The following is a 20621-nucleotide window of genomic DNA, read 5'->3' on the forward strand; positions in this document are numbered from 1 at the left end:
ACCAGGGTAGGCGCCGCGGTACTGATCTAAGCGGACAACAGGCGCGCCAGGCGAACGAAGCTGAAAACACCAAAAAAATGCACGGGCCGCACGCAATGCGGCTCACTCTGGGAGGAATCCACGCGATGAAACGAATCCTTGCGATCCTGCTGTGCGCGACGGCTGCGGCCTGCGCGTCGCGCGGGCAGGTCAATCCCGACGTCATGCAGATCGCGACCGCGCCGCTTACCTGCTCGAACAAGGCGGAATGCGATCTCTGGTGGCAACGCGCGGAGGGCTGGGTGCGCAGTCATTCGAAGTACGAAGTGCAGACCGTGACCGACACGCTGATCCAGACGTCGGGCCCGGGCGGCGGCCGGCGTCTGCTCGCCTATGAAATCACAAAGTCCGCCAACCCCGACGGCACGGCCACGATCGGCTTCGCCGCGCACTGCGACAGCTCGCTCGGCTGCAAGCCCAACCCGTGGTCGGCGGGCGCGGCGTTCAAGCAGTACGTGCGAACCGGCGTCGATGCGCCCATTCCCGGCGATACGACCACCGGCGCAGGCGGCGACTCGGCCGGCGTGAGCGGGGCAGCGGTGGCCGAGCCGGCTTCGAGCGCACATTGATCGCTGCACGTGGCTCTGGGCGCGCCAGGTGTAGTCGGCACGGGTGCATGCCCAGGGTAGCGATTTGCGCATGACCGCTTTCGAATGATGCCGATTGCCGATTTAGGCATTGTCTGATTGAGGGAGGGATTGAGGAGCCCGTATCTTGGGCTGGTTTCGGCCCGCGTGGTTCGGGCCGTTCGTCCTCATCCACTACTCGAATCGACAATGAAACTGCGCCTTCTGTCTGCCAGTGCCGCGGCTGCCGTAATCGTCGCCGCCGCTGGCTGCACCACCGCCTCGGGCCCTACCTACAACCTCGATAACGTCACGCTCGCGAACGGCTCGCAGGCGTATCGCGTGCAATGTCTCGGCGTGCTCGAAAGCTCCAAGACCTGTATGGCCAAGGTCAATGAGGTCTGCGGCAGCAAAACGCCGCTGCGCGTCTCGTCGGTCGATCGCACCGCTTCCGGCTTCGCGCCGCAAGACGACCCGCGCGAAATCACGTTCATCTGCCAGACGCCGCAGCCGCCGGCCCCGCCGCCCGCGCCGGTCGTCCAGACGCCGCCCCCGGTTCAGCCGCGCACGATCACGCTCAATGCCGACGCCAACTTCGCGTTCGACAAGGCCGATCTGCTGCCGGCCGGCAAGCAAAGGCTCGATCAGTTCATTCAGGAAAGCGACAGCGTGAACATCGGCGCAATCGTAATCAGCGGCTATACCGACTCGGTCGGCTCGAAGGCTTATAACGACCGCCTCTCGATGCGCCGCGCGCAGACGGTGCGCAACTATCTGCAGGCGCACGGCCTGCACGCAAGCCAGTACGAAGTGCACGGCTATGGCTTCGCGAACCCCATCGCGTCGAACGCCACGGCTGAGGGCCGCGCGAAGAACCGTCGCGTCGAGATCGAAACGAGCGGCATCACCCAGCGTCAATAATGCAGCGGCAGTAGCGAGCGCAACGCGCACCCGGTCGCCCGCGGCTTAGCGCGGGCGGCCTTTCGCGGGACCGTCAATGTCCCATTGCCGGCCCCGCGCCTTTTTTCGGCTTCGTCACCCACACCAGCAGGGCCAGCACGACAAACATCGCGCACGAAATGCGGAAGAAGTCGTTGGTGGCCATCATGTAGCCTTGCGTCGTCACGACGTCATTGAGCTTGGCGGTCAGACTGTCACCCGCGAAACCGAGACTCGCGAGCGCATCCTTGTAAGCGACGGTGTTCGGCGAGTACTGGCTCACCGATTCCGACAGCACGGCGTGGTGATAAATGGCGGCGTCCTCCCAGAACGTCGTGCTCACCGCGGTGCCAATCGCGCCTGAAAGCGTGCGCAGAAAATTCGAGAGGCCCGCGGCGCTCGCGAGCCGCTCGTCGGGAATGCTCGAGAGCGTGATGGTCGTCATCGGCACGAAGAAGCAAGCCACGCCGATACCCTGCACGAGACGCGGCAGGATCACGTGGTTGAACGGCACGTCGAGTGTGAACGTCGAATTCCAGAGCGAGACGAGCGCGAACACGACAAACGCGAAGCTCGCGACCATGCGCAGATCGAGCCGGTGCATGTTGCGCCCGATGAGCGGCGAGAGCACGAGCGCGAGCAGGCCCACGGGCGCGGTGGCCAGACCTGCGAGGCCGGCCGTGTAGCCCATGACCGTCTGCAGCCAGAGCGGGAAGATCACCACCGAGCCAAAGAAGGCCATGAAGCCGAACGAGATGATCATCGCGCCGAGCGCAAAGTTGCGGTCGCGAAAGAGCGATAGATCGACCACGGGGTCCTTTTCCGTCGCCTCCCACGCGAGCATGAACGCGAGCGCGACCACGGCGATGATGGCGAGCGTGACGATGAACGTCGAGTTGAACCAGTCGCGGTCCTTGCCGAGGTCGAGCATCATCTGCAGGCACGAGATGCCGATCACGAGAAGCGCGAGGCCTACGGCGTCGATGCGCTGCTTCGACGTCTTCGTCTCGCGTCCGCGCAGCAGCAGGTAGGCGCAGATGCCCGAGAAAAGACCGATCGGCACGTTGATATAGAAAATCCACGGCCACGTGTAGTTGTCGGTGATCCAGCCTCCCATCACCGGTCCGAAGATGGGCGCGACGATCACGGTCATCGCCCAGAGCCCGAGCGCGAGGCCGCGTTTGGCCGGTGGATAGGAACGCATGAGGATGGTCTGCGAAAGCGGAACCATCGGCCCGGAAACGAGCCCTTGCACGAGACGGAACGCAATGAGCGTCTCGAAGTTGGTGGCGAAGCCGCAGGCGGCCGAGGCCACCGTGAACAGCAGCACGGAGAGCGTGAAGAGGCGCACTTCGCCCACGCGGCGCGCGAGCCATCCGGTGAGCGGCACGGCAATCGCGGACGCAACCGAATACGACGAGATAACCCACGTGCCTTCGCTATTGGCGACACCCAGGTTGCCCGAGATGGTTGGCACCGCCACGTTGGCGATCGAGGTGTCCAGCACCTCCATGAACGTGCCGAGAGCGAGCCCGACCGTGAGGAGCGCCAGCGTAGCACCGGAAAACGGTGCCGGTTCGGCCTGTGCGGGCACTGCGGGGGAAGCTGCCATGTTCCGTGTCCTTGTTGGGTCGGCCCTTGCTGCTGCGCCCGGAAAGCAGCGCACGCCAGCCTGCTATTTCGTGTCTGTGCATTTTCTGCCCAGACAGTGATTGGATCAAACTACGCCATGTGCTGCGCTGCCGCGCCGCGTGCAACTGTTCTAGGCGCCGTCTTCCGGCGCCGGCGATTGCCCGTCGTTGCAGGTGCCGTCCATGGCCCCGCACAGCGGCGTGGTCGAGCCGTCGTTGGCAATGAAGCGCTGCAGCAAATGAACGAGCGTCGCGACCTCTTCGGGAGCGAAACCGCGCAATTGCTCGGACATCTCCGCGGCGATCAGGTCAGGCAATTGCTGCGCCGCCGTGCGTCCCTGATCCGTCAGTGCGAGTTCCACGACCCGGCGGTCCGCCTGGCTGCGCCGACGCTCGAGAAAACCCTTTTTCTCCAGCCGGTCGAGCATGCGCGTCATGGAGCCGGTGTCGTACGAGAGTGCGCGCGACATCTCGTTCGGCGTGCTGGCGCGTTCGAACCACAACAAAAGGATCACACCGATTTGCGATGATGTGAGTCCAAGCGGCGCGACCGCTCGATCGATGCGCCCGGCCAGCACGTTGCGCGCAGTCGAGAGGAAATAACCAAGACTTGGCTCGACGCCCAGCCTGGCCGGGACGAATGGACCGTCGCTCATGGCAGTTCGCTTTGCAGCATCTCAAAAAACGAGCGGATTATAACGGGTTACTTCGCTGCTCAGGCAGAGAAATCAGTCGACGGGTCGTGCAAGCTTCGGCTGTCATGATCGGCGCGTAAAAACAACAGTTGCATTGATGCGCTGCAAAGTATGTTGTGATTTGATTGCATAGTCAATATTATGACAGGCAACCAGTTTCGTTCTTCCAAGTTCACCCGTTCGGGCATCATGCTTTACCTCATCACCGCGCTTGGCGGCCTTGGCCGCTCCGTCACCGATACCGCCCGCGTCGCTTTTGCGAAAGCCGGTGCGGGTTCGTGGTGGGCGCGCTGGCGCAAGCTCGCGTTGTATGCGGCCATGTTTGCGCTGCCGGGCGGCTCGATCGCCGTGGTGGCCGTCGTGTGGGCGCAGCGTCGCAGGGCGCAGGGCGAAACCGCTTCGACGGACGCTGTCGCGCCGGCCACGCCCGCGATCGGAACGCCGGCAACTGTTGCCCCCGCGTGCGGCGGCAGCCAGGCCGCCTGCCGCGCACCGAAGCGTCGCCGTAACGACGCGTAACCTGCGCGCCTGACGCCGTAACACCCGCCAACCCTTCCAACGCGTAAGCTTTCGGATTCCGTGTAATGACTAGCGCGTGCGCTACCATTGCCGCAACGCGACAACCCCGTGCGCGCCCGGCCGTCTGACCGCGCGCCGGTTGCATCGACAGGAATCCTTGCATGCCTTGCCGTTTCGTCCGCTCCGGCGCGACCGCTGGATCCGCCGGGTCCGTGGCGCGCCGCGCGCCCAAGCCGCTTTCCACATTCGCACTGTGCGCGGCCGCCGCGCTCACCTTGCAGTTGACTGGCTGTGCCGTCGGCCCCGACTATCACCGGCCCAGTGCCGCCATACCCGCGTCGTTCAAGGAAGCGCCGGAGGGCTGGAAGGTCGCGCAACCCGCCGATACCGCCGACCGCGGCGCCTGGTGGCTGATCTACGACGACGCGCAACTCAACGCGCTGATGGACCAGCTCAACACCAGCAACCAGACGGTCGCGCAATCCGCCGCGGCCTATCGCCAGGCGCGCGCGCTCGTGGGCGAGGCGCGGGCCGCGTATTTCCCCGTGATCAGCGGTTCGTTCTCGGGCACGCGCTCGCACACGCCCACGCGCGTGGCGAACTCGAGCGGCGGGTTGTCGAGCGGCAGCATCACGAACAACGTCAACCTGGGGCTCGACGCCACCTGGGAACCCGATCTCTGGGGCAAGGTGAGCCGCACCGTCAGTTCGCAGGAAGCGAGCCAGCAGGGCGCCGCCGCCGATCTCGCGAACGCTCGTCTGTCGGCCCAGGCCACGCTCGCGCAGACTTACTTCACGTTGCGCTCGCTCGACGCACAGCAGAAGCTGCTCGACGACACGGTCGTGGCGTACCAGAAGTCGCTGCAGCTCACGCAGAATCAGTACGCCCAGGGCGTGGCGGGCCGCGCCGACGTGATCCAGGCGCAAACCCAGCTGCAATCCGCCCAGGCTTCCGCAATCGACAACGGTGTGGCGCGCGCCCAGGACGAGCATGCGATCGCCGTGCTGGTCGGCCAACCGGCCTCCACGTTCTCGATCCCGCCGTCGCCGCTCGCCGCCACGCCGCCCACGGTGCCGCTCGCCATGCCTTCGGCCTTGCTCGAGCGCCGGCCCGACATCGCCTCGGCGGAGCGCAAGGCGGCGTCCGCCAATGAGCAGATCGGCGTCGCCATCGCGGCGTACTTCCCCACGCTCACGCTTTCCGCGAGCGGCGGTTTCGAAAGCTCGGTGATGTCGCAGCTGTTGCAGATGCCGTCGCGCTTCTGGACGCTCGGGCCGTCGCTTGCCGGCACGATCTTCGACGCCGGCCTGCGTAAAGCGCAGACCGAGGCCGCGCGCGCCGCCTACGACCAGCAGGTCGCCACGTACCGGCAAACGGTGCTGGCCGCGTTCCAGGACGTGGAAGACAACCTCGCTTCGCAGCGCATCCTGGGGCAGGAGGTCGTCGTGCAGCAGCAGGCGGTGGACTCGGCGCAGCATGCGCTCGCGATCGTGACGAACGAGTACAAGGCCGGCACGACCGACTTCCAGAACGTGCTCTCCTCGCAGGCCACGGCCTTCACCGCCCAGCAAAAGCTCGTGAGCATCGGCGGGCAACGCATGGTGTCGTCGGTGGGGCTCGTGAAGGCGCTGGGCGGCGGCTGGGATGCCTCGCAAATGGATCGCGAGACGGGCAGCGTGGCCGCGCCCGCCGTGGCTTCGGCGGCTTCCTCGGCGGCGGCTGCATCCACGAGTACGACTGCAGCGGGCGCGCAGCCGCAGTAATGCGTACGCGCCCGCGCAGGCGGGCGCACGCTCAAGCCATGAACGTCAGCGCATGAACGTCAGCGCGACGGTACCCGGCCCAACCGGGCGGCCCAGCAGATTCAAGAGGCCTGCCAGGTTGTCGCGCTGATCCGGCGCCGCGCTCGCGGTGCCCTGAAACGACGCCGACGCACGCGAGAACGAGCCGCGCCCCTCGAGCATCAGCGGTCCTTTCTGCGTCGAGAGATCGAGCGTCGACGTCGCCCCCTGCGCCTGCAACACCACCTGATACGTGCCGAGCGGCTTCACGAGCGACACGCGCGAGCTCATGTCCGCGAGCGAGACGGTCAGTCGTCCGAACGCATCCGTGCCGAACACGCGCCACGGGCTCCACGCGAGGCGCACCTTGCCGTCCATATCGAGCGTATTGAAAGGCGCGCCGAGACCCGCGAGCAGCGAAGCGGGCACGGCGATCGTGCCCGCGCTCACGTTCGCACCGCGCAACGATGCATCCACCGTCACGGCATCGGGCATCGCTTCGGTCTGCAGCATTTCCATGCGCACGCGCGCGACGAAAAGCGGCCAGAACGCCGTGCGCCAGACAATGCGTCCCGGCAACAGCGTCGCGCCGCGCGCGTCCTGGCCCGCGGCGAGCATCAGCGTGGCGGAGCCGTGCCAGAGCGAGCCTTCGGGGTCGATCAGATTCACGTGCCCCTGGGTCGCGCGCGCGAACTGCGGCGCGATCCAGGCAGCGGGCAGGCGGGCGAGCAGCACCACGGCGCTCGACAGCACGCCCACGAACAGCCAGGGCAACGCGGCGCGCAGGCGCCGCATCCAGTAACTCATTGCCTATTTCTCCGGCGATTCCCAGTGCGCGCTTGTCAATGCAATGCGCGCTTTTTCTTTTTAATGCGTATTTGCCGGTTGCAGCGAGGCCGTCAAATCGACCTGACCATCGGCCTTAAGCGCGGTGATGTGCGCCTCGACCACCTGCACCTTGAACTGCTTGCGCACGTCGTCGAGCCATGCGGCCCAGGCCGGAAACGACGCGTTCTTCATCTGCACCTGCACCGTCGTGCCGATCAGCTGGATCTGCGCGCCCGGAAGCGCGTGATCGGCCAGCGACGCGGTGACCGCGTCCTTGAGCGCCTGGCCGCCCGGCGCCACGCTCGCCGCGGCGCCCGCAAGCGAGCGCGCCTCGTCGGCCTCGGCCGTCATCTGCGCGAGTTCGCGCTGCATGCCGGGCAGGCTCTCACGCAGGTGCGCGCGCCCGTCGGCGGCGGGCTGCCACAGCACCGACCAGCCGATCGCCAGCACGAGCACCGCGCCGCCCCACGTGAGCAGCGTCTTTTCGCGCGTCGTGCGCGCCTCCCAGAAGTTCGTCCAGGCCTCGGCCCATGCGCCGTTCAAAGCCGTTGTCTTCACGATGCGCTCCTGATGGTCCATTTGCCCGTGCTGGCATCCACCGTGCCCGCCAGGCCGTTGCCCGCAAGGCGTTTCACGAGATCGGCGTCGACATTGACGCCTGGTTTGAAGGTCACGTCCAGACGCCGGTCGTGATAGTCGAGGGCCGCGATGCCGTTCGCGGGCACAGGGCCGAGCGAGCGCGCGAGGCCGTCGGAGAGCGCGAGGAAGTCGTCGGGCGAAGGCTCGCCGGCGGCGAGGCGCAACTGCTGCAACTGGCGCGCCATCTGACCGGCGGGGTCGAGCACGACGGTCGTCTTCGGGAACGCATTGAGGAGCAGCTCGGTCATCTGCGCGCTGATGGCGTCGCGCTGGCGCGCCATCATGAGCCACTGGATATTCGCGCCGACGACCGCCACGACGAGCGACGCCGCCACGAGCACGATCGGCACGCGCAGACGGCGCAGCGTCGCGCGGTCGAGCCGCCACGGCTCGGAGGCGAACTCGAACTGGCACAGGTCGAAGCGGCAAGTGAGCGCGCGGCGCGCGAGCGCCTCGAACGTGAGCGTCTGCGCGCCCGGCAACGCGGCGGCCAGCGACGCGCGGGCGGCAGCGCTCGCGGGCTCGCCCGGCAAATTGGTGAGGACGTAGCCCGACACCGGCGCGCCGCCCGCGAGCGCCGTGACGGTCGCCGCCACGCTTGCAGCGGGCACCGCGAAGCCCTCGGCGAGCGCGCCGCGCACGATCGCGAGTTCGAGCGCCGCTTCCGCCGTGGCGGCCGAAGGCTCGAGCGCAACGCCGGGCAGCAGCGCGGGTGCGGTCGCGACGACATGGCCAAGCACGCACGCGGTCACGGGTTCGAGCGCGGGCGTGTCAGCAGCCGCAACATCGGGCTTGGCGCCCGCCTCGGCCGGCTCAGTCACCTCGACCTCGTGAACCGCTTCCACCGCCTGCGCGGCAGGCAGGCAGCGCGCCACCGGCACGGCGCGCAGATTGCGGTGCCCCGCAGCGGCGAAGCCTTCCAGGAGAAAGCGGAACCAGCCGCGATCGATGACCGCGACGACCTGGCGGCCGTCGGCGAGGCGCTTCGGATCGAGTGCGAGATGGCAGGTCTGCGCGTCCTGGATCAGATGATCCTCGACCACGTTCGGCAGCGCCTGACGCAGCCGCGGCCCCTTGAGCGGCGGCACGGTGGCGGCGAGCGTGAGCAGGTCGCGCGCGGCGATCAGCAAGATGGTGGCCGAGGCCTTCGGCAGCAGCCCCAGCGCCGAACGGCCCGCGCGCTGCGTGTTGCCCGTCTTGTCGAGCAGCACGAACGGCAGTTCCGGCAGCTGCCATTCCTGCGAGTGGACCGCCGGGTCGCGGGGCGGCATGAGAACGATCAGCGTGCTCAAACGCACCTCTTTTCGATGTTGGTCGGGGACGGATTCATGGTTCGTCGCTAACGCGCACGATGCGCGTCGTATGGGTGAGCGGATCGCGCCAGACGAGCGTCGTGCGGTCCACCTCGGCGCGCTCGTGCTGCACGCGCCCATGTACCAGAAAATAACTCGTGTTGACGTCGATTTGCGTCGTGTCGATCGAGACCTGCTTCACGCCCACGCCTTCGAGCGCGAGCTGCACGTCGCTCACGTTGCGGAAAAACACGCTCTGGCGATGCGCGACGAGCGCCTGTGCGCTCGAAAGGCTCAACCCCGTCACGACGGAGGCGATCACCTCGGCGCTCGCCGTGTTCATGTTCACGGGCGTCACGGTCGGCAGGATCGTCACGAACGGGCGCAGCCGCGCGACGGCGTCGGCCGTGAAGCCGGGCACGTCGAGGAGCGAATCGACGCTCGTCATCAGGATCGGCGCGACGCCGCTGTTGTTGTCGGAATCCGAGAGGCCGGGGTTGTCGGTGTAGTTGCCGCCGCCCGTCGACCCGCCGCCTGCGAGCGCCTCGGTTTGCGAGGTGCCGCTCGTCGTGGCGGTTTGCGTCTGGAAGCGCGTTGCCGAGTAGCCGAGGCCCGAGCGCAGGTACACCGCGGTGTTCTTCGCGAGTGACTGGTCGATGCCGAGAATCTGCAACAGGCGCGCGAACGCTTCGATCTGCGTGAGGTTCAGTTGCAGCGAGCCCGGCGCGCTGGTCGCCACGAGATCGCGCAGATTGAAGCGCGCCTGCGCATCTTCGATCGAGCCCGAGAGCCAGGTGTCTGCGCCCTGTTGCGAGCGCGCCTCGCCGATCTGGCCGAGAAAGTCGGACAGGCGCGTTCTCGCGAGGGGCACGCCCCACGCACCGCCAAGATAGGTGATGCCCGCCGACGTATCCGCTTCGGAGCGCAGCACTAGGCGCGTCCAGTCGAGCGAGGCGCGCGCGATCCACTGCGCCTGCGCGAGCAGCCGCTGATTTTCGATACGGCGCAACTGCACCTGCTGGCGCCACAACATGCCCGAAACGAGGATCGCCGAAAGCGCCACGACGAGCAGCGCGCTGATGATGGCCGCGCCGCGACGCGCGCGCGCAGATCGTCTGGATGGCCGGTCCGAAGTTCGTTGTGCGCGCAACGTCATTCTCCCACCAGGAAAACGCGCGTCACCGGCTGCTCGAGCGAGTGCGAGCCCACGCTCACCTGCACGCCCGTCACCGCGCGCGGCAGCGGCGCGTTGCCGAGCTGCGGCACCTTGAGATCGTTGTTGTTGCCCGTCACCTGCGAGCGCACGTCCTGCATGTTCGCCGTCCAGCCTGTTTTCGGCACATAGAGGCGCGCGTTGATGACGTCCACGCCGCTCATCATCGGCAGCGCGCCCCAGTTGTCGCCTTCGCCGCCGCGCAGCGCGCGGCGCAACTGCCCAACGTTGGAGAGCGGCGGCGACGCATAACGCACCACCTGGCCGCCCGACACGCGGTAGCGCACCACTTGCAGCCGAGGCGCCGCGCCCGGCGGCACCGCGAACGCGCGCACGATCTGCAACGCGCCGCCGTCGAGTGAAATGGCGACGCCGTCCGCTTCGTCGTCGGAGGCTGCTTCGCGCAAGTCGATACGCATCTGGTCGAACATCTGCGCGAACACGCGTTCTTCCGCCATCGAGCGCGTGATGGTCTCGCGTCCGCGCACGATCTCGTCGAGGCCGCGCCACGAGAGGATCGCCACCACGGCCATGATGGCGATCGCCACGAGCAGCTCGATCAGCGTGAAGCCGCGCGCTGACGAGGCGACGCGCACGCGGTCACAACGAGCGGTTCGTCTCATTGGCGAGCACCGTGACGAGTTGCGCGAGATTGCCGGTGCGGCCAGGCGTCGCCACCGACACCTCCACGCGCCGAAAGACAGGGTTGGGCGTGGCCGCGACATGCTGCGAGCAGGTCAGCCGCAGATTGCCTTGCGAGCAGTCGAAGCTGCTGTCGCCGAGGTCCGGCCACGCGTGCACGAGACGCAGTTGCGCAAGCGTGTTGTCCGCACTCCAGCCCGCGAGCAGGCGGTCGTGCAGATCGGCCTCGCTTGCGGCGAGACTGCCCACGGCGCGCAGCGAAGCGGCGAGGGCAATCGCGATGATTGCGAGCGCAACCAATACTTCGATCATCGTGAAGCCACGGGTACGCACCATCCGAGCGCGGTGGCCGCGCTTTTTCCCACACATCGAGAGCCGCATCTCAGCGCACCTCGAAGCGGCCAGTGCCGGTGCCGACGATCGTCGCGCGGCCGGCTGCCGAAAAGAGCGTGACCTGCACCGGCACGTCCACCGCTTCGGTGCCGAAAATGAGCCGGTTGGCCTGGGTGTCGTCGCTGCCGGGGTAGGTGATCGCCACGCCGGTCACGCCGCCTTCCCATTGGCGCGGTCCGAGCAGATCGTCGCGCAGCGGACGCCAGCCGTCCTCGGTATGAACATCGAAGCGAAAGCCGCCCGAGAGCGGCTGCCATGCAATGGGCCGCGCGCGCACCTGCGCCTCGTCGCCGGCCGATTCGAACAGGAGCGCGAGCCGCTGCGCTTCCTCGTTCAGATCGGTGCGCGGATTGCGCGTGAGCGTGAGCGAGGCGAGCGAGATGAGAATCCCCGCGATCAGCAGCACCACGAGCATTTCGAGCAGCGTGAAGCCCGCCGCGCGCGAGCGAATGTTCGCGCGTGACGATCGACGGTCCCGGCAAGAGGAAGGGCGGCTCGGTTGCATGGATGCGGCGTGGCGTGTGGCTTATTGCCAGGACCCAATGTCGGCGTCGTTGCCTTCGCCGCCCGGTTTGCCATCGGCGCCATAACTGAATACGTCGATCTCGCCGTGCACGCCCGGGTTCAGGTACTGGTACGCATTGCCCCACGGGTCATTGGGCAGGCGCTCCAGATAACCGCCGTCCTTCCAGTTGTTCGGCACGGGGTCGGTGGTCGGCTTTTGCACGAGCGCCTGCAGCCCCTGGTCCTGAGCCGGATAGCGACCGTTGTCGAGGCGATAAAGCTTCATCGCCTGCATGATCGTGCCGATGTCCTGGCGCGCGGCGACGCGGCGCGCTTCATCGGGACGGCTCATGATCTTCGGCACGATCAACGCGGCCAGAATGCCGAGAATCGCGATCACGACCATGATTTCGATGAGCGTGAAGCCGCGTTGGCGGCGCGCGCGCGTGATTTCAATTTCGGCACGGCGTTTGGTCCACCGATTGGCCCACATGGACATGAGTTCTTTCCTCCCTCGCTAGATATGGTTGCGGTGCACGCTGGTGCGCCGCGCTTCGTCCCGCCTGCAATCGAACCCGCCGTTTGAATCGGCCGGGTCCTCGCACGCATGACGGGTCATTGTAATGTCACACGATGACGCCTTTCCGACGCCTTGCGGGCATGGCAAACGCGTACATCAAAATTTTCATAAACCTTCGTACAATGGGTGCATGAACCCACTGCAAATCCGCCTACTTTCCCTCGCCGCGTTTGCGGTGTTCTGCGCCACGGCCACGTGGTGGACGATCACCCTCGCCACCAGCCGCGCGGCGCCGGTGCAGGCCGCCGCCGCTCGCGCGCCGGTTTCGCTCGACCAGGCCGGCACGCTGTTCGGCGGCAGGCTCGAGCGCAACCCTGTGCAGGACATTCACCTCTTCGGCATCCTTTCGCTCGCACAGGGGGCTGCTGCCATCGTGAGCGTGGGCGGCGAACCGCCGAGAGCCATCTCGCTCGGCGGCCCGATCGACCAGAACTCCAAACTCTACGAAGTGCGCCCGCGCTCGATCGTCATCGACCGCCACGGCGTGCACTCCGAAATCTTCCTGCCGCCCAACGCAGCCGGTCCCACCATCTACGTGCGCTGAGTCTCACCCAGTCACGCAGTTCTCTCGTGCAGTTCGTACGCCTTACTGCACGAGGTTGTTCAGCTCGATGATCGGCAGCATCACCGCAAGCACGATCACGAGCACCACGCCCCCCATCGCCAGAATCAGCAGCGGTTCGAGCAAGCTCGTGAGGAACATCGTGCGCCGCTCGAGTTCGCGCGCTTCGCCTTCGGCTGCGCGGTCGAGCATGGTCGTCACGTCGCCGGTCGCTTCGCCCGATCGGATCAGGTGCACGAGCACGGGCGGAAACGTCTTCGTATTGCCGAGCGCACGGGAAAGCGAGGTGCCTTCGCGCACCCGCACGATGGCTTCGTCGATGTTCGTGCGCATCGCCTTGTTCGAAAGCGTTTCGCCGGCCGCCTGCAGCGCGCGCAGGATCGGCACGCCCGCCGCGCTCAGAATGCCGAGCGTGCTCGCGAAGCGCACGGTGTTATAGCCGCGCACGAGCTTGCCAGCGAGCGGCGCGGTGAGCAGCCACCGGTCGAACGCGAGACGGGGCCCCGGCCGGCGCAACGTGGAGCGCACGATCCACGCCACCACGGCCACGGCGATCAGCACCGCCCACCACCACTGCCGCACGAACCCCGAGAGCGCCATCATCACGATGGTGAGAATCGGCAGTTGCTGCTTGGTGCTCGCAAACACGTTCACCACTTGCGGCACCACATAGCTCAGCAGGAACGTGACGATGCCGAACGCGATGATCGTGACGATCGTCGGATACGTGAACGCGAGCACGATCTTCTGCTTGAGCGCGTTGCGCTGCTCGATGTAGTCGGCCAGACGCGACAGCACGACGCCGAGCTTGCCGGTGTGCTCGCCCGCAGCCACGAGTGCGCGGTAGATATCCGGAAAGTCGCGCGGATGCTGCTCGAGCGCGCTGGCGAACGAATGGCCGCCTAGCACCTCGGCGCGAATCGCCGCCATCAGCTCGCGGATGTAGTCGCGCTCGGATTGCTCGGTGAGCACCGCAAGCGCTTCGCCGAGCGGCAATCCGGCGACCAGCAGGCTCGCGAGCTGGCGCGTGAGGATGGCCTGCTCGCGCTGCGAGAGTTTGCGCCCGAGCGCGAGCCGCTGCGCTCGCGCGCCGCGCGTGCGGCTCGCGGCGGGTTCGACCACGAGCGGCGTGAGGCCCTGGCCGCGCAGCAGCGCTCGCGCGCCGCGTGCGCTGTCCGCGTCGAGCACGCCTTTTTGCGCTTTGCCCGTGGCGTCGATGGCTTCGAAGCGAAATGCCGGCATGTTGCTGATCGACCTCGCTTTTATTGAGCGTCCATCTGGTGGTTCGTCTTGTGGTTCATTGTGCGGCCCATCATGCGCCGCCCGTCACGCGCAGCACTTCTTCAAGCGAAGTCCTGCCCGCGTCGATCCAGCGCTCGCCGTCTTCACGCAGCGTGCGCATGCCTTGCGTGCGGCCGGCTTCGAAGATCTCCGCATCGGCGGCATTGCGGTGGATGAGCGCCCGAATCGGCTCGTCGATGAGCAGCAGTTCGTACACGCCGCGCCGCCCCGAGTAGCCCGAATGACCACAACGATCGCAGCCCACCGGATGCCAGCGTTTCCTGCCGTCGTCTTCCACGCGCTCTTCCTTGCACACGGGACAAAGCTGGCGCACGAGGCGCTGCGCGAGCACGCCGAGCAGCGACGAGGCGAGCAGATACGGCTCGACGCCCATGTCGGTCAGACGCGTCACGGCCGAGGCGGCGTCGTTGGTGTGCAGCGTGGCGAGCACGAGGTGACCCGTGAGCGAGGCCTGCACGGCGATCTGCGCGGTTTCGAGGTCGCGGATTTCACCGATCATGATGATGTCCGGGTCCTGACGCAGAATCGAACGCAACGCGCGCGCGAACGTCATGCCGATACGCTCGTTCACCTGGGTCTGGCCGATGCCCGAGAGGTCGTACTCGATCGGGTCTTCCACGGTCATGATGTTGGTCGTAGCCGTCTCCAGCCGCGACATCGACGCATAGAGCGTGGTCGTCTTGCCCGAGCCCGTCGGGCCGGTCACGAGCACGATGCCGTGCGGCTTCGCGATCAGCTGATCGAACTTGCCGAGCGTGTCGCCCGCCATGCCGAGCGCTTCGAGGTTCAGGCGCTGCGCGTCTTTTTCCAGCAGACGCAGCACCGCGCGCTCGCCGTGGCCGGTGGGCAGCGTGGAGACGCGCACGTCCACCGGACGCCCGCCCACGCGCAGCGTGATGCGGCCGTCCTGCGGCAGACGTTTCTCGGCGATGTCGAGCTGCGCCATAATCTTGATACGCGAGATGAGCGCGCCGTGTAGCGCCTTCTTCGGGCGCACGACGTCGCGCAGCGTGCCGTCCACGCGAAAGCGCACCACCGAGGCATTCTCGAACGGCTCGATGTGAATGTCCGATGCCTGCTCGCGCGCAGCCTGCGTGAGGAGCGCATTGATCATGCGGATGATCGGCGCGTCGTCTTCGGACTCCAGCAGGTCTTCCACTTCGGGAATGTCCTGCATGAGGCGAGAGAGATCGACTTCGCCTTCCACTTCGCCCACCACCTGCGCAGCGCTGCCGTCCTGGCGCGCGTAAGCCTGGTTGATGGCCTGCGCGAGTTCGTCGGCCGGCACGCGCACGAGCGCGAACGCGCCGAAGTTGCGCGCGACCTCGGCGATGGCGGCCTGCGACGTGCGCTCGCTAATCCACACTTCGAGCCCTTCGGCACGCTGCTGCGCGACCAGAATCTGGCCGCTGCGTGCGAAGCCGTACGGCACGAGGCGGGCGGCGAGCGGCGAGGGCGGCTCGCGGTCCGCGCCGCTCGTGGCCGCGCTCGCGTGAGGCGTGCTCACGGCTGCACCCGCGTCGTGGTGGGCGCCGCCCCTTGCACCGGCGTGGTTTGCACGGGCGCGGTTTGCGTGGGTTCGGCGGGCTGCATCTGCACGGCGCTTGCCGGGTTTGCGGGCGCCGCGGGCTGCACGCCCACCGCCTGCTGACGCCGCATCTGGTCGAGATCGAACAGGTTCAGCGCGGAGCCGCCCTGGCTCGGGCCGAGCGGCATCGGCGGCACGACCGGGTCGTCCTTGTCCTTGATCAAGTTGTTGTCGGACTTGTATGCGCCCGTCACGCCCTGGATATAGTCGTAGCGATTCGCCGTCACCGCTTGCGCCGTGTCGCGGTCGCTGATGATCACCGGACGCAGGAACACCATCAGATTGGTCTTCTCGCGCGTCTTGTTTTCCGAGCGGAACAGCTGACCGATCCACGGAATGTCGCCGAGCAGCGGCACCTTGCTGTTGGCGACCTGGTAGTTGTCCTGCATCAGGCCGCCGAGCACGATGATCTCGCCGTTGTCGGCCAGCACGGTCGACTGGATCGAACGCTTGGTGAACTCGGGGCCGGCCGGGTTGGTCGTCGCGTTGGTCGTGCCCGTCACGATCGCCGAGTCTTCCGTGTACAGCTGCAGCTTGAGGATGCCGCCGTCGGTGATCTGCGGCTTGATGTGCAGCGTCAGGCCCACGTCCACACGGTCGTAGGTGTTGAACGCCGTGCTCGCCGTGCCGCTCGTGAGGTTCGAATACGAACCCGTCTGGATCGGCACGTTCGTACCGACGACGATCTTCGCTTCCTGGTTGTCGAGCGTGATGAGGTTAGGCGTGGACAGCACGTTGGCGTCGGCCGTTTGCGAGAGCGCCTGCAGCAACGCGCCAAGCCCCTGCACGCCGAAGATGTTCTTGATCCAGCCTACATTCAGGCCCTGCTGGAGGCTGGAAGCGCCGAGCGCGCTTGCAAGACCGCCGGTACTGGCGGCGGCCGCCGCGGCCGCCGTCACGTTGACGATGCTGTTGCCGCTGCCGGTGGCGAGATTGGTGTTCGCATACAGATTACCGTTCGCGACCTGCCACTGAATGCCCAGGTTGGCGTTGGTGGTCGAGTTCAGCTCGACGATCAGCGCTTCGATATAGACCTGCGCGCGGCGCGCATCGAGCTGGTTGATCACGGCGCGCAGGTTGCGGTAGACCGCGTCAGGCGCCGTGATGATCAGCGAGTTGGTCGCGGCATCTGCCTGGATCATGCCGCCCGGCTGGTTCTCGTCGCCCTTGTCCTTGTCTCCGCCGAGGAACGGTGCTTCGTTGCTGCCGCTGCCGCCGCCGCCGTACGAGCTGCCCCCGCCCAGCGAACTGCCCATCGACGAACCGCCGCCGAGCGAACTCGACGGTAGCGGCGGCGTGCCGGAGGTACCCGTCGACGTGTTGCTGCCGCCGCCGCTGTTGCCGCTCTGGTTGAAGCCGTTCGCGTTGCCCGACGACGACGTGTCGTTGCCGCCCTTGCCGAGCATGCCGCGCAGCGTCTTGGCGAGCTGCGTGGCGTCCGCGTTGCGCAGCGGCACGACGTGAATGTTGCCCGGCATGCTGGTCGGCGCGTCGAGCTGCTTCGAGAGCTGGACCGCGGAGGCAAGGCGCTGCGCGTTCGAGGCGCGCAACATCAGCGAGTTGGTGCGCGGGTCGGCGATAACCGAAACCTTCAGCGACGGGTCCGAGGCGCCGATCGCGCCCGGGTCGAGCATCTTCGCAATCTGCGGCGCGATGTCGAGCGCATTGGCGTTGTGCAGCGTCACCACCTGCACCTGCTGGCCGGCGGCCGAGTCCACACCGGCGATGATCGAAGCGATGCGGCGCACGTTGTCCGCATAGTCGGTCACGATGAGCGTGTTGTTGCTCGGGTAGGCGGCGATCGTGTTGTTCGGCGAGATGAGCGGGCGCAACACCGGCAGCAGATTGTTCGCCGACTCATGCCTGAGCGTAAACACCTGGGTCACCACCTGGTCGCCACGCGCGGTGGGCGCATTGCCAACATACGTGGGCACGCCCTGGAGCTTGGCGTCGGCCTCGGGCACGACCTTCAGAACACCGTGATCCTGCACGAGCGCGAAGCCTTGCATGCGCAACGCCGACTGCAGGGTCTTGAGCGCCTGGTCCTCAGGTACGGGGTTCTCGGAGACGAGATTGAGCTGCCCCTTCACGCGGGGATCGACGATGATCGTTTTGCCGGTGGCGGCGCCAATTGCCTTCGCCACCTGGTCGATGTCGGCGTTGACAAAATTGAGCGTGACCTGCGCATAGGCAAGTTGTGCCGAAATGAGTCCGCTCACGAGCAGCGCCGTGGCGACGCGACGCAAAGCCATACGATTTCTTCTCATGGGTGTCTTATCGAAGCCAGCGGCAGACGCGCGCGGCTATTCGTCCTCGACGTGCGGCTGTGGAGCCGACTCGCCTGTGCTTTTCTGACTAGTGTCGGCGCCGGCTCTCCTCAGCCCGGACGTCCGTTAGTCAACAAAAGATGGAACAGTAGCAGTTTTTCGTGTCGAATTTGTCACAAAAAATGGGTCTCTGGGGAATTCTTCTAATGCCCGAGTCGCGCCAGCCATGAATCCCAAGCCATTTGTAAGCATGCGGCCGCCTTGTCCGGGTGGCTAGCTTGACGCGTCATCGGTGACCGGTATCATACGAGCGGCCCGAAGGATGGCCAACGCACGTTTCCCCCTTATTTGTGTGGGAATTCCCGCATTGCTGGCCAGAAAACAGGGCGGTCGGCGAGAGATTGCGGCATCCTTCAGGTGCGCCATTCGCTTCCTTGTTTGTCCTTTCGTCAGCTTGCGCGTGAGTTGCCATGCAGAACATCTGGTCCGCTACGCTTGTCGCCGCCGTGGTGCTCGTCGCCGCGAGCGCCAGCACGCTCGCGCACGCGGACTGTTTCGACGAGGCCGCGCGCTACCAGAAGGTCAATCCGCTGATCCTGCGCGCCATTGCCTGGCAGGAGTCGCACAACCGCCCCGACGCAGTACACAGGAATGCGAACGGTTCGATCGACTACGGCGTCATGCAGATCAATTCCGTGCATCTGCCCGTGCTCTCGCAGTACGGCATTTCGCAAAGCACGCTCATGGAGCCGTGCAAGAACGTCTATATCGCCGCGTGGCATCTGCGCCAGAAGATGAACAAGTACGGCAACACGTGGGCCGCCATCGGCGCTTACCATTCCGAAACGCCAACGCTGCGCGACCAGTACGCGCAGCAAATCGCCGACATTCTGCGCAAGTGGCATCTCATGCAGTAGCGCGCTCGAGCGCTTGCCGCGTGCTCGCTCCCTGAATGGGGCGGCACGCGCGCCCTGCGCCGCGCGCGTGCATGGTGCAAAATGCTGGCTGGCGCCGCACTCCCTTACGAGGATTTCGATCCTTACCCGCGGCGCGCCTCCCGACTCACTTTCTGCATCCCAACTGCGATGAACCAGCCGCCACTGCCCGTCACCGTGCTCTCCGGTTTTCTGGGCGCGGGCAAGACCACGCTGCTCAACCATATCCTTTCGAACCGCGCGGGCCTGCGCGTGGCGGTGATCGTCAACGACCTCGCGTCGGTGAACATCGACGCCGCGCTCGTACGCGACGCCTCGGCGCTCTCGCGCGTGGAAGAGCGCGTGGTCGAAATGTCGAACGGCTGCATTTGCTGCACGCTGCGCGACGACCTGCTCACCGAGATCCAGCGCCTCGCCGACCCGGCGCGCGCCGACCAGCGCTTCGACGCCATCGTGATCGAATCGACCGGCGTGGCCGAACCCATGCCGATCGCGGAAACCTTCACGTTTGCCGGCGACGACGGCGTGGCCCTCGACGAATTCGCGCGTCTCGACACGATGGTCACGGTCGTCGACGCCTTCAACTTCCTGCGCGACTACGCGAGCGCCGACCAGCTCGCGGAGCGAGGCGTCGCGGCGAGCGAGGAAGACGACCGCGCGATCGTGGAACTGCTCGTCGATCAGGTGGAGTTCTGCGACGTCCTCGTGCTGAACAAGGCCGACCTCGTGAGCAACGACGAACTCGCGCGCTTGCAGCACATTCTCGCGCGCATCAATCCGCGCGCCGTGCAGGTGGTGAGCCGCTTCGGCAACGTGCCGCTCGAGGAAGTGATCAACACCGGCCGCTTCGATTTCGACGCGGCGTCGAGCGCGCCGGGCTGGCTCGCGTCGCTGCATGAACACGACCATTGCGACGACCCGGCGCATTGCCACGATCCCGCGCATACGCATGCGCCGCGCAGCGAAGCCGACGAGTACGGCATCAGCAACTTCGTGTATCGCGCGCGCCGCCCGTTTCATCCCGAGCGCTTTTGGGCGTTGCTCAACCAGGAGTGGAAGGGCGTGCTGCGCTCGAAAGGCTTCTTCTGGCTCGCCACGCGCAACGACGTAACGGGCACGCTTTCGCAGGCAGGCGGCGTGTGCCGTCACGGTCCCGCGGGCACGTGGTGGGCGGCGCTGCCGCGCGAGGAATGGCCGCAGGACGCCGAGCTCGAAAAGGAAATCGCCGCCGACTGGCAAGGCGATCTCGACGACCCGAGCATCGGCGACCGCCGCCAGGAACTGGTGATGATCGGCGTGGACCTCGACCGCGACGCCTGGCGCGCGAAGCTCGATGCTTGCCTGCTCACCGATAAGGAATACGCGGCAGGCCCGGAAGCCTGGCTGGACTACGCCGACCCGTTCCCGTCCTGGGAGCTCGACGACGACGACCACGATCATGATCACGGCGATCACGACGAAATCGTCCACCGTCCCGAGTAGTCCCGACCAACCCGAACGACGCGCTCAACGAACAACGGCGCCGCAATAATGCGGCGCCGTTTGCTTTTGCACCCGCGACGCACGAACTGCGCGGGCGATCGGGATAGGGGCAGGCCTCGCGGCCCGACCCCTCCCACACCACCGTGCGTACGGGTCCGTACACGGCGGTTCGGATCGGTTGGTCGACTACCGGCTAACCGATGGGAGACCGAGAGAACGTAAGT

General features: G+C 66.5%; 20 protein-coding genes. 7 read left to right on the forward strand and 13 right to left on the reverse strand.

The genetic code is table 11. The annotated features are described in order from the left end of the window. Positions 1–125 precede the first annotated feature (125 nt). Positions 126–608, forward strand: a complete 483-nt coding sequence (locus VSR72_RS31710) for a hypothetical protein (protein WP_342956204.1) — start codon at positions 126–128, stop codon at positions 606–608. Positions 609–815: 207 nt separating this feature from the next. Then, positions 816–1526: an OmpA family protein gene (locus tag VSR72_RS31715; RefSeq protein ID WP_342956205.1), complete on the forward strand. Its 711-nt coding sequence runs from the start codon at positions 816–818 to the stop codon at positions 1524–1526. Between the two features lie 73 nt (positions 1527–1599). Here the strand turns inward: VSR72_RS31715 and VSR72_RS31720 are convergent, their stop codons facing one another. Then, a complete protein-coding gene (locus VSR72_RS31720; RefSeq protein ID WP_342956206.1) occupies positions 1600–3156 on the reverse strand; it encodes a DHA2 family efflux MFS transporter permease subunit in 1557 nt (518 codons plus the stop codon). 150 nt (positions 3157–3306) lie between these two features. After that, positions 3307–3831, reverse strand: coding sequence for a MarR family transcriptional regulator (locus VSR72_RS31725; protein WP_342956207.1), 525 nt, complete (start codon positions 3829–3831; stop codon positions 3307–3309). 228 nt (positions 3832–4059) lie between these two features. Between VSR72_RS31725 and VSR72_RS31730 the strand changes: the two genes are divergently transcribed. After that, complete coding sequence (locus VSR72_RS31730; protein WP_342956208.1) at positions 4060–4389, forward strand: hypothetical protein; 330 nt, start codon at positions 4060–4062, stop codon at positions 4387–4389. 161 nt (positions 4390–4550) lie between these two features. After that, positions 4551–6152, forward strand: a complete 1602-nt coding sequence (locus VSR72_RS31735; RefSeq protein ID WP_342956209.1) for an efflux transporter outer membrane subunit — start codon at positions 4551–4553, stop codon at positions 6150–6152. 45 nt (positions 6153–6197) lie between these two features. Here the strand turns inward: VSR72_RS31735 and VSR72_RS31740 are convergent, their stop codons facing one another. Genes VSR72_RS31740 through gspG form a run of 8 tightly spaced genes read right to left on the reverse strand, consistent with a single transcriptional unit; the run spans position 6198 to position 12174 of the window. Continuing rightward, complete coding sequence (locus VSR72_RS31740; protein WP_342956210.1) at positions 6198–6977, reverse strand: type II secretion system protein N; 780 nt, start codon at positions 6975–6977, stop codon at positions 6198–6200. 60 nt (positions 6978–7037) lie between these two features. Beyond that, a complete protein-coding gene (locus VSR72_RS31745) occupies positions 7038–7577 on the reverse strand; it encodes a type II secretion system protein M (RefSeq protein WP_342956211.1) in 540 nt (179 codons plus the stop codon). Then, positions 7553–8929: a type II secretion system protein GspL gene (gene gspL / locus VSR72_RS31750; protein WP_342956212.1), complete on the reverse strand. Its 1377-nt coding sequence runs from the start codon at positions 8927–8929 to the stop codon at positions 7553–7555. Before gspL ends, VSR72_RS31745 begins: the two co-directional genes overlap by 25 nt. 34 nt (positions 8930–8963) lie before the next feature. Next, positions 8964–10085, reverse strand: a complete 1122-nt coding sequence (gene gspK / locus VSR72_RS31755) for a type II secretion system minor pseudopilin GspK (RefSeq protein ID WP_342956213.1) — start codon at positions 10083–10085, stop codon at positions 8964–8966. Further along, entirely contained in the window at positions 10082–10765 is a 684-nt protein-coding gene (locus VSR72_RS31760; RefSeq protein ID WP_342956214.1) for a prepilin-type N-terminal cleavage/methylation domain-containing protein, read from the reverse strand. Before VSR72_RS31760 ends, gspK begins: the two co-directional genes overlap by 4 nt. Then, positions 10743–11120, reverse strand: a complete 378-nt coding sequence (gspI, locus tag VSR72_RS31765) for a type II secretion system minor pseudopilin GspI (protein WP_342956215.1) — start codon at positions 11118–11120, stop codon at positions 10743–10745. The genes VSR72_RS31760 and gspI overlap by 23 nt, the downstream gene beginning before the upstream one ends. A gap of 46 nt (positions 11121–11166) precedes the next feature. Next, complete coding sequence (locus VSR72_RS31770) at positions 11167–11682, reverse strand: GspH/FimT family pseudopilin (RefSeq protein ID WP_342956216.1); 516 nt, start codon at positions 11680–11682, stop codon at positions 11167–11169. A 21-nt stretch (positions 11683–11703) separates the two neighbouring features. Further along, on the reverse strand, positions 11704–12174 hold the full coding sequence (gene gspG / locus VSR72_RS31775; RefSeq protein WP_342956229.1) for a type II secretion system major pseudopilin GspG: 471 nt from the start codon (positions 12172–12174) through the stop codon (positions 11704–11706). A gap of 217 nt (positions 12175–12391) precedes the next feature. Between gspG and VSR72_RS31780 the strand changes: the two genes are divergently transcribed. Next, positions 12392–12805, forward strand: a complete 414-nt coding sequence (locus VSR72_RS31780) for a hypothetical protein (protein ID WP_342956217.1) — start codon at positions 12392–12394, stop codon at positions 12803–12805. A 42-nt stretch (positions 12806–12847) separates the two neighbouring features. On the opposite strand, the gene gspF is transcribed toward VSR72_RS31780, so the two are convergent. From gspF to gspD, 3 genes are all read right to left on the reverse strand, one after another. After that, on the reverse strand, positions 12848–14065 hold the full coding sequence (gene gspF, locus VSR72_RS31785; RefSeq protein WP_342956218.1) for a type II secretion system inner membrane protein GspF: 1218 nt from the start codon (positions 14063–14065) through the stop codon (positions 12848–12850). Between the two features lie 70 nt (positions 14066–14135). Further along, positions 14136–15632: a type II secretion system ATPase GspE gene (gene gspE, locus VSR72_RS31790; protein ID WP_342956219.1), complete on the reverse strand. Its 1497-nt coding sequence runs from the start codon at positions 15630–15632 to the stop codon at positions 14136–14138. Next, on the reverse strand, positions 15629–17965 hold the full coding sequence (gene gspD, locus VSR72_RS31795) for a type II secretion system secretin GspD (protein ID WP_342956220.1): 2337 nt from the start codon (positions 17963–17965) through the stop codon (positions 15629–15631). The genes gspE and gspD overlap by 4 nt, the downstream gene beginning before the upstream one ends. Before the next feature lie 485 nt (positions 17966–18450). Between gspD and VSR72_RS31800 the strand changes: the two genes are divergently transcribed. Both VSR72_RS31800 and VSR72_RS31805 read left to right on the forward strand, forming a co-directional pair. Further along, positions 18451–18897 (forward strand): lytic transglycosylase domain-containing protein, encoded by a 447-nt coding sequence (locus tag VSR72_RS31800; RefSeq protein ID WP_342956221.1) that lies wholly within the window; start codon positions 18451–18453, stop codon positions 18895–18897. Between the two features lie 168 nt (positions 18898–19065). Next, positions 19066–20397, forward strand: coding sequence for a GTP-binding protein (locus VSR72_RS31805; protein WP_342956222.1), 1332 nt, complete (start codon positions 19066–19068; stop codon positions 20395–20397). Positions 20398–20621: the final 224 nt, after the last annotated feature.

Source organism: Paraburkholderia sp. JHI869 (genome assembly GCF_038900775.1).
In the GTDB taxonomy this organism is placed as follows: Bacteria; Pseudomonadota; Gammaproteobacteria; order Burkholderiales; family Burkholderiaceae; genus Paraburkholderia.